Origin of the sequence: Shimia sp. R9_2 (assembly GCF_017743735.1) — a bacterium.
Classification (GTDB): domain Bacteria; phylum Pseudomonadota; class Alphaproteobacteria; order Rhodobacterales; family Rhodobacteraceae; genus Shimia.
The window spans coordinates 67,361-84,206 of sequence record NZ_JAGHRO010000002.1; the positions used below are offsets into that span (position 1 = coordinate 67,361).

General features: G+C 59.4%; 12 protein-coding genes. 5 read left to right on the forward strand and 7 right to left on the reverse strand.

The window, feature by feature from the left end; genetic code table 11:
* Positions 1–11 precede the first annotated feature (11 nt).
* The 3 genes from J7400_RS04875 to J7400_RS04885 all read left to right on the forward strand — a co-directional run bounded on the left by J7400_RS04875 (position 12) and on the right by J7400_RS04885 (position 5,694).
* Complete coding sequence (locus J7400_RS04875) at positions 12–1,295, forward strand: efflux RND transporter periplasmic adaptor subunit (protein WP_209060377.1); 1,284 nt, start codon at positions 12–14, stop codon at positions 1,293–1,295.
* Positions 1,295–5,245: an efflux RND transporter permease subunit gene (locus J7400_RS04880; protein WP_209060379.1), complete on the forward strand. Its 3,951-nt coding sequence runs from the start codon at positions 1,295–1,297 to the stop codon at positions 5,243–5,245. The genes J7400_RS04875 and J7400_RS04880 overlap by 1 nt, the downstream gene beginning before the upstream one ends.
* Positions 5,246–5,403: 158 nt before the next feature.
* Positions 5,404–5,694, forward strand: coding sequence for a DUF1294 domain-containing protein (locus J7400_RS04885; protein WP_209060382.1), 291 nt, complete (start codon positions 5,404–5,406; stop codon positions 5,692–5,694).
* 54 nt (positions 5,695–5,748) lie between these two features.
* On the opposite strand, the gene J7400_RS04890 is transcribed toward J7400_RS04885, so the two are convergent.
* Both J7400_RS04890 and J7400_RS04895 read right to left on the reverse strand, forming a co-directional pair.
* A complete protein-coding gene (locus tag J7400_RS04890; RefSeq protein ID WP_209060384.1) occupies positions 5,749–7,569 on the reverse strand; it encodes an ABC transporter ATP-binding protein/permease in 1,821 nt (606 codons plus the stop codon).
* Positions 7,570–7,653: 84 nt separating this feature from the next.
* Complete coding sequence (locus tag J7400_RS04895) at positions 7,654–9,417, reverse strand: LysM peptidoglycan-binding domain-containing protein (protein ID WP_209060386.1); 1,764 nt, start codon at positions 9,415–9,417, stop codon at positions 7,654–7,656.
* A 99-nt stretch (positions 9,418–9,516) separates the two neighbouring features.
* On the opposite strand from J7400_RS04895, the gene J7400_RS04900 reads away from it, so the two are divergent.
* Positions 9,517–10,068, forward strand: coding sequence for a TIGR00730 family Rossman fold protein (locus J7400_RS04900; protein ID WP_209060388.1), 552 nt, complete (start codon positions 9,517–9,519; stop codon positions 10,066–10,068).
* 3 nt (positions 10,069–10,071) lie between these two features.
* Here J7400_RS04900 and J7400_RS04905 read toward each other — a convergent pair whose 3' ends face one another.
* The 3 genes from J7400_RS04905 to J7400_RS04915 all read right to left on the reverse strand — a co-directional run bounded on the left by J7400_RS04905 (position 10,072) and on the right by J7400_RS04915 (position 12,447).
* The gene (locus tag J7400_RS04905; RefSeq protein ID WP_209060389.1) at positions 10,072–10,833 is read right to left on the reverse strand and encodes a siderophore-interacting protein; all 762 of its coding nucleotides are present in this window, start codon (positions 10,831–10,833) and stop codon (positions 10,072–10,074) included.
* A gap of 125 nt (positions 10,834–10,958) precedes the next feature.
* Positions 10,959–11,843 (reverse strand): metallophosphoesterase, encoded by an 885-nt coding sequence (locus tag J7400_RS04910; protein WP_209060391.1) that lies wholly within the window; start codon positions 11,841–11,843, stop codon positions 10,959–10,961.
* Between the two features lie 4 nt (positions 11,844–11,847).
* Positions 11,848–12,447: a superoxide dismutase gene (locus J7400_RS04915; protein ID WP_209060393.1), complete on the reverse strand. Its 600-nt coding sequence runs from the start codon at positions 12,445–12,447 to the stop codon at positions 11,848–11,850.
* A 244-nt stretch (positions 12,448–12,691) separates the two neighbouring features.
* On the opposite strand from J7400_RS04915, the gene J7400_RS04920 reads away from it, so the two are divergent.
* Entirely contained in the window at positions 12,692–13,150 is a 459-nt protein-coding gene (locus J7400_RS04920) for a hypothetical protein (protein ID WP_209060395.1), read from the forward strand.
* Positions 13,151–13,246: 96 nt separating this feature from the next.
* Here the strand turns inward: J7400_RS04920 and J7400_RS04925 are convergent, their stop codons facing one another.
* Together J7400_RS04925 and J7400_RS04930 are read right to left on the reverse strand one after the other, a co-directional pair.
* A complete protein-coding gene (locus J7400_RS04925; protein WP_209060397.1) occupies positions 13,247–13,813 on the reverse strand; it encodes a sarcosine oxidase subunit gamma family protein in 567 nt (188 codons plus the stop codon).
* Entirely contained in the window at positions 13,806–16,820 is a 3,015-nt protein-coding gene (locus J7400_RS04930; protein WP_209060399.1) for a sarcosine oxidase subunit alpha family protein, read from the reverse strand. The genes J7400_RS04925 and J7400_RS04930 overlap by 8 nt, the downstream gene beginning before the upstream one ends.
* Positions 16,821–16,846 lie beyond the last annotated feature (26 nt).

Here is a 16,846-nt window from a genome sequence, read left to right on the forward strand (position 1 = left end):
GGGAACAGCAGATGCGACTTATTCCGTTCCTCACTGCGATTTTGGTCACCGGTTTTCTTTTCATGATCGTGGTTGAGCGCGAGCGTCTTCTGGCCTTTGCCAGCGGCGATGCCGCAGACACCGCCACAGCTGTTCCAACAGATACCGACACCGCGGCAAGTTCGACAGCGCAAGCCGCTGATAATGCAGAAATTCCCGCTTCGACCGATGCTGAACCTTCAGAGGATCTGATCCGCGTGGTGGTCCTGCAAAGCGTGGCCCGCGAGATCGACAGCGCCGTGATCCTCAGAGGACAGACCGAAGCGGACCGTGAGGTCGAAGTGCGCGCTGAAACCAGCGGGCTGGTGATCTCAGAACCGCTGCGGCGCGGCGAGCACGTCACTGCTGGCCAACAGCTCTGCCGCCTTGATGTAGGCACGCGCGAGGCCGTACTAGCGGAAGCCCGCGCACGGCTGAGTGAGGCCAAAGCCCGAATCCCAAGCGCAGCGGCGGCGAAAATCGAAGCCGAGGCGCGGCTTGAGGAAGCCCTGATCAACGACAACGCGGCACGCAAACTCTCTGAGGGCGGCTTTGCTTCCTCCACCCGCGTGGCCAGCGCGGCGGCAGGTGTGCGAGCTGCTGAGGCGGCGGTGCAATCCGCGACCTCCGGCCTTGAGTCGACCCAAGCAGGCATCGAATCGGCGATGGCTCTGGTCGCCGCTGCAGAGAAGGAAATCGAGCGCCTGACCATCAAGGCCCCGTTTGACGGGCTTCTGGAAAGCAAAACCGCCGAATTGGGTAGCCTGATGCAGCAAGGCAGCCTTTGCGGCACCGTCCTGCGTCTGGACCCGATCCGGATCGTCGGCTTTGTGCCAGAGACAGAGATCGCCCGCGTCTATGAGGGCGCGCTGGCGGGCGCACGGTTAACCACCGGCCAAGAGGTCTCGGGTCAGGTGACATTTGTTTCACGCTCCGCAGATGAAACCACCCGCACCTTCCGTGTGGAAATCTCCGTCCCCAACCCTGATCTCAGCATCCGCGACGGTCAGACCGCAGAGATCGCGATCTCCGCTGACGGGGCTGCTGCACACCTCCTCCCGCAATCGGCTCTGACCCTGAACGACGAAGGCACGCTGGGCGTGCGGCTGGTGGATGAAAACGACAAGGTCTTCTTTGCCGCCACAGAAATCCTGCGCGACAGCACCTCAGGTGTCTGGCTTGGCGGCCTGCCGGAGATGGCGGATGTGATCGTCGTTGGTCAGGAATTTGTCACCACCGGCGTGCAAGTGACCCCAACAATCCGGGAGCTGAACTGATGACCGGCGCCATCACATGGGCCTCTGAACGGGCCCGAATGATCCTTGCCTTCATCGCGATCTCACTCGTGGTGGGGGCATTTTCTTATGCCAGCCTTCCCAAGGAAGGTGAGCCGGATATCGACATTCCGATCCTCTATGTCTCCGTAAGCTTCCCCGGGATTTCGGCAGAAGATGCCGAAAGCCTGCTGGTCAAACCGATGGAGACCGAGGCGGTTGATCTGGACGGTCTGGACCAGATGACCGGCATCGCGTCGGAAAACCATGCCTCTCTACTGCTGGAATTTGAGTTTGGCTGGGACAAGAGCGCCACCATCGCCGATGTGCGCGATGCGATGAACACCGCGCAAGCCAACTTCCCGGATGGGGCGGAGCAATACACCATCACAGAGATCAACTTCTCTGAGTTCCCGATTGTGATTGTGAATCTTACCGGCGATGTACCGGAACGCACAATGGCCCGCCTTGCCAAGGACTTGCAGGACGAGTTTGAAGCGATTGACGCGGTACTGGAAGCACCGATTGCGGGCAACCGGGACGAAATGGTCGAAGTGGTGATCGACCCGCTGCGCCTTGAGTCCTACAACATCACCGCCGTTGAGGTGATCAATGTGGTGCGCAACAACAACCAGTTGATTGCCGCCGGTGAGGTGGAAACCGCCCAAGGCACATTTTCTGTTAAGATCCCCTCCTCCTTTGACGGCGTGCAGGACATCTACGCCCTGCCCGTCAAAACCAACGGCGACCGAGTGATCACGCTGGGCGATCTGGCAGAGATCAACTTCACCTTTGAAGACCGCGCAGGCACCGCGCGTTTTGACGGTGAAAAGACCGTGGCTTTGCAGATTGTGAAGGGCAAGGGCTACAACATCATCGACACGGTGGAGCAGATCAAGGCGACACTGGCTGAGGCGCAGGAAAGCTGGCCTGAAGAGCTCAAGGCCGCTGTCGAGGTGGGCACCTCAAACGATCAAAGCCGAACCGTTGGCTCCATGGTGCGCCAGCTGGAAGGCTCTGTGCTCACAGCTGTTGCGCTCGTCATGATTGTGATCCTCGCCGCCCTTGGCAGCCGCGCGGCGATGCTTGTGGGCTTTGCCATTCCGGCCTCCTTCCTGCTGTGTTTTGCCTTCCTCGCGCTGATGGGCGTAACGATTTCCAATATGGTGATGTTTGGTCTGATCCTCGCGGTGGGCATGTTGGTGGACGGCGCGATTGTGGTCGTGGAATACGCCGACAAGCGCATCAAAGAGGGCACCGGCCCGATGCATGCCTATGTGGAAGCGGCTCAACGGATGTTCTGGCCGATCATCAGCTCCACGGCGACCACGCTCTGTGCCTTCCTGCCGATGCTGTTCTGGCCCGGTGTACCCGGGGAATTTATGGGCATGCTGCCCGTGACCATGATCTTCGTGCTGTCTGCTTCCCTGCTTGTGGCCCTGATCTATCTGCCCGTTGTTGGCGGGATTTCCGGCCGGATGAGCCGCATGTTCTCCCACGCCTCCGATGTTCTGCGCGCGCGCCTGCCTTGGGTTGTGCGTGCCGCGTTGGTGCCGGTGGCACTCTGGGGCATGTTCTCAGGCGTGATGCAGATGCTGAACCCCGGCTATCTGATGCCTGCAGACAGCAGCGGCATGGCACCTCTGCTCGTCGGTGGTGTGCTCTTTGTGGTATCAGCCTTTGCCGCCTCAATCACCCTCAGCGCCGCAGAGCTGCAATTCAAACGCCGCGCCGTGAAAAGCGGCTATCGGCTGAACCCATTCGGCCACCTGATCCGCTTCATTGTCGGCAATCCAATCATGCCGATTATCTCCATCATTGCGGTGATTGCCACTGTAGTGAACGTTCTCAACTACTTTGGTGAAAACAACAACGGCGTTGAGTTCTTTGTGGAAACCGAGCCGGAGCAGGCCTCCGCCTTTGTGCGTGCCCGTGGCAACCTCTCCCTGCCGGAGAAAGACGCGATGGTGCGCGCCGCGGAAGAGATAATTATGGCCCACCCGGCGGTGCGCAATGTCTTCTCCTTTGCGGGCGAAGGCGGGCTCGACACCGGTGGCCCGGGTGGCGGCGAAAACACCCCACCGGACACAATCGGTCAGGTGCAGTTTGAGATCATCGCCTGGGAAGAGCGCCCAACGGTGCGCGAAGAGTGGTTCTTTGGCCTTCTGGAACGCGAAGTCACTGCACCGGCCTATGGCGGCAACCGGGTGCTTGACGAGCTGAATGCGGAATTGGCCACATTGCCGGGCTTCTTTGTGGAGACCAAACCGATCGAGCAAGGTCCCGGTTCCGGCAAACCGATCCACCTGCGCCTGCGCGGCGATGGCTGGGACGGGCTAAACGCCGCAGCGCTTGCCGCGCGCGACACGTTTGAAGCCACCCCGGGCCTGAGACTGGTGGAGGACACCCTGCCCCTGCCCGGCATCGACTGGCAGATCGACGTGGATGTGGAGAAAGCCGGCCGCTATGGCGCCGATGTGGCCACGGTGGGCGCGATGGTACAGCTTGTCACCCGCGGCATCCTGCTTGACACCATGCGCGTGGACAGCAGCGATGAAGAAATCGAAATCCGCCTGCGTTTGCCTGAAAATGACCGCGTGCTCTCCACCCTGGACAGTATCAAGGTGCGCACCAACGAAGGCCTTGTCCCACTCTCAAACTTCATCACCCGCACCCCGGTGCCAAAGCGCGCCTCGATCAGCCGTATTGATCAGGAACGCTTTTATGACGTGAAAGCGGATATCGTCAAAGGCATCGAGATCCTAAAAATCTACCCTCTGGACGACGACGGCAATGTTGTTCAAGAAGGCGTGCTTGACGTTGGGTTCGGCTATGAGGTTAGCGAAGAAGACGCTCTTGCAGGGGACCCCTACAACGTGACTTTCGTCGAAATTCGCACCGGTTTCTTCGGCTGGCTAAAGTCATTGTTTTCTGACCCCAAAACCACGCGGTACAATGTTCCAGAGGTTGCGCAAAGCGTGAGCCTTGATGAGATCAATGCACAACTTGAGAACGGCAATGCCACAGTCACTCTAGATCCGATGACGCCGACGGAGCGGATCGAGGTCCTGACTGAATGGCTCAACACTTCCCCCTTTGACAGCTCCGTGAGCTGGGAATGGACCGGGGATCAGGAGGAGCAGGAAGAATCCGGTGACTTCCTGACCAGTGCATTCTCCGCCGCATTGGGTTTGATGTTCGTGATCCTGCTGGCGCAGTTCAACAGCTTCTACAACTCGGTGCTGGTGCTTCTGGCCGTGGTTCTGTCCACCGCAGGTGTGCTTGTAGGTATGCTGGTGATGGATCAGACCTTCTCCATCATCATGACCGGCACCGGCATCGTGGCGCTGGCGGGGATTGTGGTGAACAACAACATCGTTCTAATCGACACCTATCAGGAATATTCCCAATACATGCCCCGGATTGAGGCGATAGTGCGCACCGCGCAAAGCCGTATCCGTCCGGTCCTGCTGACCACCATCACCACCATGGCGGGCCTTGCGCCGATGATGTTTGGCCTGAGCCTTGATTTCATCAATGGCGGCTACTCAATCGACAGCCCGACCTCCCTGTGGTGGAAACAGCTGGCAACCGCGGTGGTCTTTGGCCTTGGCATCGCAACCGTGCTGACGCTGATCTTCACCCCGTCCATGCTGGCCCTGCGGGTCTGGGCAGGCACCTACTTTGGCTGGATGATGCGGCTTCTGGCACGCCTCTCCTTTGGCCGCGCCTCGCGCGCGGGTCAGGATTGGGCCCTGCGCCGCGAAGCCCGCAAAGTACGCCATCCGCTGATCATCTGGGATGAAGACGGCCTCACCGCAGAGGTTGAGGAAGTCCATGCAGACAAGATGGATCCTGCAGCGCTCGCACCCGAAGTGGAGGCCCCGCGCGCTGGTGAGAAGAAAGCCGCCAACGACGATCCTGATCCAAGCGGTGTTCAGGCGGCGGAGTAAGCCTCAGACCACCTAAAAAAGAAAACGCGCCCACGGGCGCGTTTTTTCTATTTGCAGATCAAAATCCCGCCTAAACCCACAGGTAGCCAAGCGCAAACGCGGCAGCGCCGAAATCAGAATTTAAATATTATTTTCAAAATATTATAAGCTAAACCTCAATGAACGCCTCAAGCATTCTCATCGCCAGTGCGGCTTATCTCTGCCTGATCAATTTGACCTGCTTCGCAGCCTACTACGTGGACAAACGGCGCGCATTGTCAGGCAATTGGCGCGTGCCAGAAAACCGCCTTTTGTGTCTCGCGCTGATCGGCGGCAGCCCCGGCGCAAAATGGGCGCAAAAGCGCTTTCGTCACAAAACCCGCAAACAGCCTTTCTGCGCGCGACTAAACAGAATTATTTGGCTTCAGTTGGTGTTGATCATTGGCGCGCCGCTCTATGTCGCCACCTAAGACCAGCTGACTTGAAACCGCTGCCCGAGCGTAAAAACCCGGACAGCGCCCATCTTAAGCCGCGTCTTCATCCGCCAGCTGACGGGCCCAAAGCTGCGCATAACGGCCCTGTTTGTCCAGAAGTGCGGCGTGGGTGCCCTGCTCGATCACTTCGCCCTGCTCCAAGACAACAATGCGATCGGCCTCCGCAATGGTTGAGAGACGGTGTGCGATGGTGATCACCGTGCGGCCTTCCCCGGCGCGCGCCAGAGCTTCCTTGATGCCTTGTTCGGTTTCTGTGTCGAGCGCCGAGGTCGCCTCATCCAGAAGCAGGATGGGCGGGTTCTTCAGCAATGTGCGGGCAATGCCAACACGCTGCTTTTCACCCCCGGAAAGTTTCAGCCCGCGCTCCCCAACAGCCGTGTCATAACCTTCCGGCAGGGCCGCGATGAAGTCATGGATCTGCGCAGCCTTGGCCGCTTCGATGATCTCTTCTTCTGTAGCGCCGTCCCGCCCGTAAGCAATGTTGTAGCGGATGGTGTCGTTAAACAGCACCGTGTCCTGCGGCACCACGCCAATGGCATCGTGCAGGCTTTCTTGGGCCACATCCCGCACGTCCTGCCCATCAATACGCAGCGCACCGCCCTGCACGTCATAAAATCGGAACAATAGCCGCCCGATGGTGGATTTCCCGGAACCGGAGGCGCCCACAATCGCAACTGTCTGACCACCCGGCACATCCAGGCTCACGCCTTTCAGAATGGGACGTTCCTGCTCATAGCCAAAGGCAATATTGTCGAGCTGAATATTGCCAGCACCAATCGCAAGCGGCTTGGCATCGGGTTTGTCCGCCACCTCGGAGGGCTGCTCCAGCAGATCAAACATTTCGCCCATATCCACCAGCGCCTGGCGAATTTCGCGGTAGACCGTGCCAAGGAAATTCAGCGGCATGGTGATCTGGATCATATAGGCATTGACCATGACAAAATCGCCCACCGTCAGGTCACCATTCTGCACCCCAATGGCGGCCAGAACCATGACGATCACAAGGCCGGAGGTGATCAAAAACGACTGGCCAAAATTCAAGAAAGCCAAGGAATATGAGGTCTTTAGAGCTGCCTGTTCATATCCCGCCATGGCGCTGTCATAGCGCGCGGCCTCGCGCTTTTCTGCACCAAAGTACTTCACCGTTTCAAAGTTGAGCAGGCTGTCGATGGCCTTCTGATTGGCGTCCGTGTCCTGATCATTCATCTCGCGGCGCAGCTTCACGCGCCATTCAGTCACCTTGAATGTGAACCAGATGTAGATCGCAATGGTCACACCCACAACCGCGAGATAGCGCGCGTCAAACAACCAATAGAAGATCGCGGAGATCATCAGCAGCTCAAGCACCAAGGGCCCGATGGAGAACAGCAGAAAGCGCAGCAGGAACTCAACGCCCTTCACCCCGCGCTCGATGATGCGGCTCAGCCCACCGGTTTTGCGGGTGATGTGATAACGCATCGACAGGCGGTGTATGTGCTCAAAGGTCTCCAGCGCCAGTTGGCGCAAGGCACGCTGGGCCACTTTGGCAAAGATGGCATCCCGAAGCTGCTGAAAGCCGTTGGTCATCAGGCGTGCCATACCGTAGGCCACGGTAAGCCCGACCGCGCCCAATGCGAGCGGCGGCACGCCCTCTCCGGCCAGCGCGTCCACCGCCGCTTTGTAAAGCATGGGCGAATAGACCGCGACCATCTTGGAGGCCATCAGCATCAGCATCGCCAAAATCACACGACGCTTCACCCAAGGCTGATCCTCAGGCCAAAGACGCGGGGCGACCTTGCGAATGGTGCGCCAGCCCGAGCGCTGTTCGTTACGGGCCAGTTCTTCTTCAGAGGCCGTGTGCCATTGTGCCATGCTGCTTGCCTTGCTTGTGGGTGAGCCGGGCAAACTTAATCACTGGCAGCAGGACATGCCACCCCTGCAACATGTCTCAGATGCTTATTGTTCAGGAACCGCAAAGACTTGCCCCGGATAGATCAGGTCCGGGTTCTGAATCTTCTCTTTGTTGGCCTCAAAAACGCGCACATACATCAGGCCTTCGCCGTAGCGGTCCCGCGCAATCGCCCAAAGCGAGGAGCCAGGCTGTACGGTGACAATCTGCACCGCTGGCTTGGTGGCCTCCGCCGATGGTGCGGCCTCAGATGTTGAGGCGGTTGTCACAACCGGTGCACTCTCCGCACTGGCAACAGGCGCATCTTCGCTTGCTTGCGCAACGTTCGGCGCTGCCGCTTCCGGCGCGGGTGACGGCGCCTCAAGTGCGGTGGTCACGTCTGGCGCGGTGCTTTCAGCTGTGTCAGTCGCGGTTTCGGCGGCCGCTGCGGCCTCTACAGTCTCTTCAGGTTTAGGCGCTACTGCCACCTGCGCGGGCTCGGCCTGCTCCACAGACGCTACTGGCTGATCCGCGCTCTCCATTGGTTCAACGGGTACAGCAGCGGTGGTTTCCTCATTCGCTGGGGCCGCATCGGCCACAGTCTGCTGATTGGCAGCAGTGGCATCAGCCTGCGCCCGCGCTTGGGCCACAGTCTCAGGTGTTTCGCGCTTAAACGGTGTCAGCACACGAGAGGTCACCTTACCGCTCTTGTCCACCTCGTCGGCACGCATCTCATAAAGCCCACCCGCCACATCGGCCAATTGGCTGCTCCACATACCGCTCGCGTCCACTGCCGCCTCGGCCGCAAGCGCGTTGTTCAGATAGAGCCGCACAAACAGCCCCGCCGCGCCGCGCCCGGAGACCATCACCGCGCCCGTGTCTGTGTAGCTGATCGAGTCAATGGAGACCGCCGCGAGCACTTCTTCAGATGTGTCCGCCGGCGCTGCGGGCTGCAAAACGCGCACCCCTTGGGAATCTGAGACGATCACCGCTGGTGCTTTGGAGGCAGCGGCGACAGGTGCCGCCTGCTCCGCCGTCTCAACGGTTTCAGCTGTCGCCGCATCAGCCACGGCCACGTCGGCTTCAGTCTGGACGTTCTCGCCCTCAGCCAGCTCGGTCTCAGCGGCCGGTGTGTCAGACCCTTGAGCCGCCGCAACATCGGTGGCAGGCGCGGCCTCCTCTGCTACCGTTGGAACGGGTGCCGCAACCGCCAGAACGGGGGCCACAATCACCGTCGCGTCAGAAGGCACATCGCCCGCGTCGCGCCGCTCGACCAAAGACAAAACGCGCGGCGCATCACTTGGCGCAATCGACAGAATGGCCGCAAATTGCCCGGTGCTGTCAGCAGGAGAGGTCGCGATTTCAACCCCGTCCAGAAGAATGGCCAAAACCGCATTGGGCGCAGCCGCCCCGGCGACCACAGTGTTGCCCTCTGCATCCACCCGCACAAGATCAAATGTCGGTGCCTCAGTGACAGGTGCAGCAGCCGTTTGTGCGGTGTCGTTTGTTGGGGCTTCTGCCGCCTCGGCTTTCGGCGCATCAGCGATCACGGTCTGTTCAACAGCCTTCGGCGCGGTTTCGCTCTCAGCGATAGTTTGCCCATCAGAAAGCGCAGGGTCTGCGGCTGTGTCCACTGGCTCCGCCGCTTCAGACGTGTTTCTCTGAGGTGCAGGTGCAGGTGCAGGTTCGGCGGCAACGACCGGGGTCTCTTCCGGCGCACTGCCATCCAGCACACCAGTCGCAACCAGCGCATAGACGGACACGCCCATCGCCACCACAACTCCGGCCACCCAGACAATATTTCCGCTGAGCCCTGATGCTTTCTCAGTCATCGCCGACAAACCCCCAAATTCTGTCGCCATCTTGGTTGAGAGACCTTAGCAACCGCTTTATTTGTGGTCAAAACAGCATTGATCATATTGGAGAATTTCATGACAACGCGCTCGATCTGTGTCTTTTGCGGCTCACGTTCCGGCGGGGATGCGGCCTATCAGACAGCCGCCGAACAGTTTGGCGCAAGCTTTGCCGAAAACAACTGGCGATTGGTCTATGGCGCGGGGGATGTGGGCTTGATGGGAGCCGTGGCAAACGCCGCGCAGGCATCCGGTGCAGAGACTTTCGGCGTGATCCCGACACACCTTTTGGAATGGGAGGTGGGAAAGACCGACCTCACCAATTTCATCGTAACCGAAAACATGCATGAGCGCAAAAAAGTCATGTTTATGAATTGTGATGCGATCGTGGTTTTGCCCGGTGGCGCGGGCTCGCTTGATGAGTTCTTTGAGGTGCTCACCTGGCGGCAGCTGAAACTGCACGCCAAGCCCATCGTGCTGCTGAACATCAACGGCTTCTGGGATCCGCTGATCGGTCTTGTGGATCATGTGATCGCGCAAGGCTTTGCCGATGCCTCCCTGCGCGACTTTGTGCAGGTTGCCAGCGATGTGGCGGAGCTGCAGGCGATGCTCGACGCCGCGCTCGCATAAGCCTCAGGCGGCGGCTTTGCTGTCGGCTTGTTTGTCGATCTTGTGCTGGTCCTCGGTGCGCCCTGCCCGCCAGTAACTGGACAGATAAATCTGATCGCGGTCCACACCGCGGTCGGTGCGGTAATAGCTGCGCAGAGCGCGCATGCTGTCAAACTCACAGGCCGTCCACACACTCACCCGCCCCTCACGCCACGGGAGCGCCTTGATGGCCTCCACAAGGCGGCCTTTGGTCTGATCTGGTGTCGGGTTCACAATCCACTGCACCACCATTCCAGCGGGCAGTGAGAGCGGCTGCTTGTCAGCTTCAGAGGTGATCTCCACCACGACATATCCGCTGGCGCTCTCCGGCAAGCGATCCAGATTGCACATCAGCGCAGGAATGCCCGTCATATCCGCCGCGAGCAGATGCCAATCGGCCTCCGGATCGGCCATCCGGATACTGCCCGGTCCAGCGATCATGATCTGATCCCCCGGCTGCGCCCCCTGCGCCCATTCTGTCGCCACCCCTCCGGCGTCGCCATGTAGCGCAAAATCCACAGACAAGGTGCCTTGCGCCGCATCAAAAGCCCGAATGGAATAGGTGCGCATCACCGGCCGCTCTGGTGTGCTAACAGATGCCTCAGGGAAGAGCAGCTTGATATAGCCGCCCTCCCGCCCTTCAGGGAAACCCGCCAGATCTGCACCGCCCAGTGTCACGCGCAGCATATTTGGTGTGATCTGCTCGGTGCGGAGCACTTCAAGTTTTCTGGGCGGCGGTTTTGGCATGTTGGTCCCCTGATCTGACATCTCCACAACACCGCAGACTTAATAATCCGATTATTTTTATCAAGAAATAAATTTACTCCAAATACAGATTGCTTGCCTGCATTTGCATGGGACGGATCGCCACCTCACGCGGATATCTCAATCACCGTGATTTCAGGCACCACTCCAAATCGCACCGGCATAATCGAGCAGCCGATGCCGCCTGAGATCACCAAATCCCGCCCTTCTTCCCTCACATGCCCGTAGGCAAAGCGGTTGCCGTAACGCGAAGGAACAATCGGCGACCAGCCAAACAAGCGCACTTGCCCGCCATGTGTGTGCCCGCTGAGTGTAAGAGCGACACGTGAGGGGACATTGGGAAACACATCCGGCTCATGCGCCATGAGCACAACCGGCGCACCGTCGTCTTCGATCTGCTCCAAAGTGCCGGGGAGATCATCCAGACCCGCAAAACGCCCATGGCCTTTCAGGATCGCGAGCTGATCTTCAAGCCCCGCGAGCCAAATGCCCGGCTCCTTAAGCTTCATCGCTTGGTTTGAGAGAACAGGTATTCCGTTTTCTTTCAGTGTTTCGGCATAAAGATTAGGGCCACTTCCGCGCTTCTGCGCACTCAAATCATCCCACCAGTCGTGGTTGCCCAACACGCCAAACACCCCGTATTTGGCTCTGATATCGCCAAGGATCGGCGCAACATCTTGAATTTTGACAGGAGCGGTGATGAACCTATGCCCCGCCGCAAAATCACCCAGCAACAAAACCAGATCCGCATCCAACGCATTGATGCGTTTGACCAATCGGGCCACCCGTTTGAGCCCGACAAAAGGCTCGCCCACATGAAGATCGGACAAAACAGCGATTTTTAACGGTGTTGCTGTCCAGTCTTCACGGCGAATGCGCCAGCGCTTCACCCGAATGCGCAACGCAGGCTCAATAAAAAAGCCGTAAGTGGCCGCAAAAAAGCCTGCCAGGATCACTCCCAGCAGGCCTTTGATGAAACCTCTACGGGTCACGCAATCACATCCGGGATGCGACGTTTTCCCAGTTCACCAGGTTGTTCAGGAAGTTGTCCAGATACGCCGGGCGCTTGTTGCGGTAGTCGATGTAGTAGGAGTGCTCCCACACATCACAGCCCAGCAGAGCGGTCTGGTTGAAGCAGAGCGGGTTCACGCCGTTTTCGGTCTTGGTCACCGCCAGAGAGCCGTCTGCGTTTTTCACGAGCCACGCCCAGCCGGAGCCGAACTGGCCAGCGCCTGCGGCGGCGAATTGGGATTTGAACTCTTCAACGGAGCCAAAGCTCTCTACCAGCGCTTTTTCCAGCTCACCCGGCATTGCGGATGCGCCAGGGCCCATCATTTCCCAGAACTGGTTGTGGTTCCAAAGCTGGGAGATGTTGTTGAAGATGCCGTTCTGCGCAACTGCGTTTGCGTCATAGGTGCCAACGATGATTTCTTCCATCGTTTTGCCGTCCCACTCGGTGCCCGCGATCAGCTTGTTGCCGTTGTCGACATAAGCTTTGTGGTGCAGGTCATGGTGGAATTCCAGCGTCTCAGCGGACATGCCTTTGTCGGCCAGAGCGTCGTGAGCGTAAGGAAGATCGGGGAGTTCGAAAGCCATTGCAGCATCCTCTTCTGTTGCGCGAATTTTATGTGAAGACAGATGGGGCTGAATGGCAGGTAAGGTCAAGGGCAAAGCGGAAAACTTCCTGATTTGCCGCGCCGGTTTTGTGTCATCGGTAGGCGTCCCAAAGCGCGGAGCGGCACAGATCGGGCGCTTTCGCAAAGGTTTACGCCAACTGGCCTGTTGGATGGGTCTCCTTAGGCGTGTATACAAAATCCGACTCTTATAGTAGGGATATTGAATGCCAACCTCTTTCCTGCGCTGCACGGCCGCAGCCGCGCTCTTCATCTTTGGTGCGGCACCGGTCTTGGCGACACAGCTGCCAACGGCATCCATGCTGATCAACTGCCAAATGAAACCCGGCGACAAAGGCGGGGATTGGATTGCGCCCGCCTATGCTTTCACCATGCACCGAAATGGCAATGTGTTTGTGGTGGATGGCGTGGGCATGCGGTTTGCCGGCCGTGCGACGCCTGTTAAGGTGACCCGGAAAAAGAATAAGGCCAAACTCAAGTGGACGCTGCCTGTTGAACTGGAAGTGAACCCAAATGGCGCGGTTATGACCGATAGGATGGTGAGCTTGCACTATGTTGCCTCGCTCAACACCCAAACCGGCAAAATCACCATTCGTGCGGGCACGCTACGTGGCAGCGAGACCACCTATCGCGGCAGCGGCGTTTGCGATTTTCACAAGGCCTGAAATGAAAAGCACCGGGCGATCTATTTCAATCGCGCCGGTGCTCTCTTTTTCTCAGGTAAGCCGCCGCGCCCCTAGACTGTGGAGGCCAAGCGGGGCTTAGTGAAACCCGACCTCGCCGCCCTTCTCCGCGGAGACTTTGAGCAGGTCAAAGACATATTGTGCCACAGAGCGGAAGCAGATCACTTCAAAGCTCCCATCCGCATTGCCCCAGACCGCAGCCGGCACTTGGGCAAAGCGGGAGCGGCGGATGTCGCCCGCGCCAAAGGCATCTTTGCCAAAGTCCACCGGTGCCAGTTTGGCCAGCACATCAGGGCTGTGTTCACCAGACACACGGTAAACCGCACGGGCGTCAGAGACATTGGCCACCAGCGCATGAACGCCAGACAGCGCCTCTGTCAGCACAGCCACAGTGTTGTTGACCGTTGCATAGTCCACAACCACCAACAGCTCATCCGGCGACATCCAGGCGACCGCGCCTTTGTCCCCGGTGACCACTTTGCGCAGCGCAGGCATGTCGGCTCCGGTGGCAGCTTTCACCGCTGCCGCCATTTCCGCGCTTGCCAGATCACCACGCAGGGTGATCATGCCACGCAGGCCAGTTTCCTCGACTTTTGCAAAGCCCTCAAACGATGCCCCTTGCAGGGCGCTCACAGCCTTAGACATTCTGCTTCTCCCCATCTTTGTCATAGAACACCGGATCGACCACTTTGGCCTGAACGGTGGTGCCGTCCACTTTGTTGAACTCAACCACATCACCGAGGCGTTTCATACCGCCGTGGATCAGGCCCATTGCGATGCCGCGATCCAGCGTTGGCGAATAGTAGGTCGAGGTGACACGGCCCTGCACGTTGCGTTGGTTGTTGGCATTGGTGCCGGTGCCCACGATGTAGGCGCCATCCGGAATGACAGAGCCATCCACGGTTTCAAAGCCTGCCAGCTTCCAACGATCCTCAGAGGCCATGTGATCCCGCGTCTGCGCACGTTTGCCGAGGAAGTCCTCTTTCTTCTTGGAGATCGCCCACTGCATGTTGAGATCCTGCGGGATCACAGTGCCATCGGTTTCGTCCCCAATCATGATGAAGCCTTTTTCGGCCCGCATCACGTGCAGCGCTTCGGTGCCATAAGGCATGATGTTGAACTCTTTGCCTGCCTCCAGAAGCGCATCCCAGAAGGCGCGGCCCTGGCTCGCTGGCACGGCGATCTCGTAGGACAGCTCGCCAGAGAAGGAAATCCGGTAAGCACGGGCGTCAAATTCGCCAATCTTGCCGTCTTTCCACTCCATGAAGGCGAGGCCTTCTTTGGAGACATCCATATCGCCGCCAAGCTTTTCGATCACCTTGCGAGCGTTCGGGCCCACAACCGCGATTTGTGCATATTGCTCGGTGACATTGGCGGTGAAGACCTTCATGTCCCACCACTCGCACTGCAGCCAGTCTTCCATCCAGCCGTGGATGCGCTCTGCGCCCCCGGTGGTGGTGTGGCAGAGATAGGTGTCCTCGTCGATGCGGGCGACAACGCCGTCGTCAATCAGGAAGCCGTTCTCGTTACACATCAGACCGTAGCGGCATTTGCCCGGCTTCAGCGTGCTCATCATGTTGGTGTAGAGCATGTCGAGGAATTTGCCCGCATCCGGACCCTTGACGATGATCTTACCCAGCGTGGAGGCATCCAGCAGGCCCACGGAGTCCCGTGTCTGACGGATCTCGCGGGTCACCGCATCCGCGTGGGTCTCCCCCTTGCGCGGGAAGCAGTACGGGCGACGCCAGTGGCCCACCGGCTCAAAGAAGGCCTCATTGGCCTCATGCCAGTCATGGATCGTGGTGCGGCGGATCGGCTGGAACACCTCGTCACGTGCCTCACCGGCAATCGCGCCCATGGAGATCGGCGTGTATGGCGGGCGGAAGGTGGTGGTGCCGGTCGCCGGGATCGGCTGGTTCAGCGCATCAGAAAGAACCGCCAAGCCGTTGATGTTGCTCAACTTACCCTGATCGGTCGCCATGCCAAGCGTGGTGTAACGCTTGGTGTGCTCCACGCTCTCATAGCCTTCCTGAGCCGCAAGACGAACGTCAGAAACCTTCACGTCGTTCTGGTAATCCAGCCAGGCTTTCATGCGCAGTTTCGGGCCAGCGCCCTGCGGCATCAGCCACACAGCCTGCATTGCGGCCTCTGCAGTGGTTTCCCCTTTGGGAGCTTCTGCCGCGCCGCCGTCAAAACCGGTCGCTGCCGCAGCAGCCACACCGGCCGCATGGGCGTTCTCCAGAATTTCGGCCAAGCCGAGCGGGCCGCTTGCGCTGCCTGCGGTGGCGACAAATGGCTTGCCGTCATGGCTTGTTGGTGCGCGGTCCGCGTCGGGGCGGAAATGCGCCTGTGTCTCATCCCAGATCAGCTTGCCGCCGCAGTGGGACCAGAGGTGCACCACCGGAGACCAGCCGCCAGACATGGCCACCGCGTCACAGGAGATCTCTTCCAGAGCAGCGCCTTCGCCTTCTTGCGTGCAGATGGCAACGCCAACCACGCGCTTGCCGCCTTGGACCTTGGCAATGCCTTTGCCGATCTCAACGCGGATGCCGAGCGCTTTCGCCTCATCCATCAGCTTGCCGCCGCCAAGTGGGCGGGCGTCGATCACAGCAGGCACATCCAGACCGGCTTTCTTCAGCGCGATCGCGGTGCGGTAGGCGTCGTCATTGTTGGTGACAACCACAGTGCGGTCGCCGGAGGACACGCCGAAGTTCACCACATAGTCGCGCAGGGCGCTGGCCAGCATCACACCGGGAATGTCGTTGCCTGCGAAAGACAGCGGGCGCTCAATCGCACCGGTGGCGGTGACAATCTGTTTGGCGCGGATGCGCCACAGGCGGTGACGCGGACCATCGGTCAGCGGCGCGTGGTCGGTCAGGCGCTCATAACCCAGCACGTAGCCGTGGTCATAAACCCCTGCCCCCATCATGCGGTTGCGCAGGGTAACATTGTCCATCGCCTCAAGCGCGGCCACAGTGGCGTCGATGTAGTCTGCCACATCGCGGCCATCCACGGTGCCGCCGTCAACAGCAGCGCGGCCACCCCAATGGGCGGTCTGCTCCATCAGCAGAACCTTGGCACCGCTGTCAGCTGCCGCTTTGGCCGCCTGCAGACCGGCGATACCGCCGCCCACAACAACCACATCAAAGAAGGCATAGAAATGCTCATAGCGATCGGCATCGCGGTCCTTTGGCGCTTTGCCGAGACCGGCAGACTGGCGCACAATCGGCTCAAACACATGTTTCCAGGCCGCCGCGGGCGCCATGAAAGTTTTGTAGTAGAAACCAGCCGGCAGGAAGCGCGCGGCGTAGTTGTTCACAACACCGATGTCCATCTCAAGGCTGGGCCAGTGGTTCTGCGATGTCGCAGACAGGCCGTCAAACAGCTCGGTGGTGGTGGCGCGCTGGTTTGGCTCAAACTTGCCACCCTGCCCGAGGTTCACCAGAGCGTTGGGCTCTTCGGCACCGGAGGCCACAACCCCACGCGGACGGTGGTATTTGAACGACCGGCCCATCAGCATCTGATCGTTGGCCAGAAGCGCGGAAGCGAGCGTATCACCCGCATAGCCGGTCATCTGCTTGCCGTTGAAGGTGAATTTCACCTGTTTGGAGCGATTGAGAAGGCGCCCACCTGTGGAAAGTCTTGTGCTCATATGTCAGCCCTTTGCATGGGTTGATC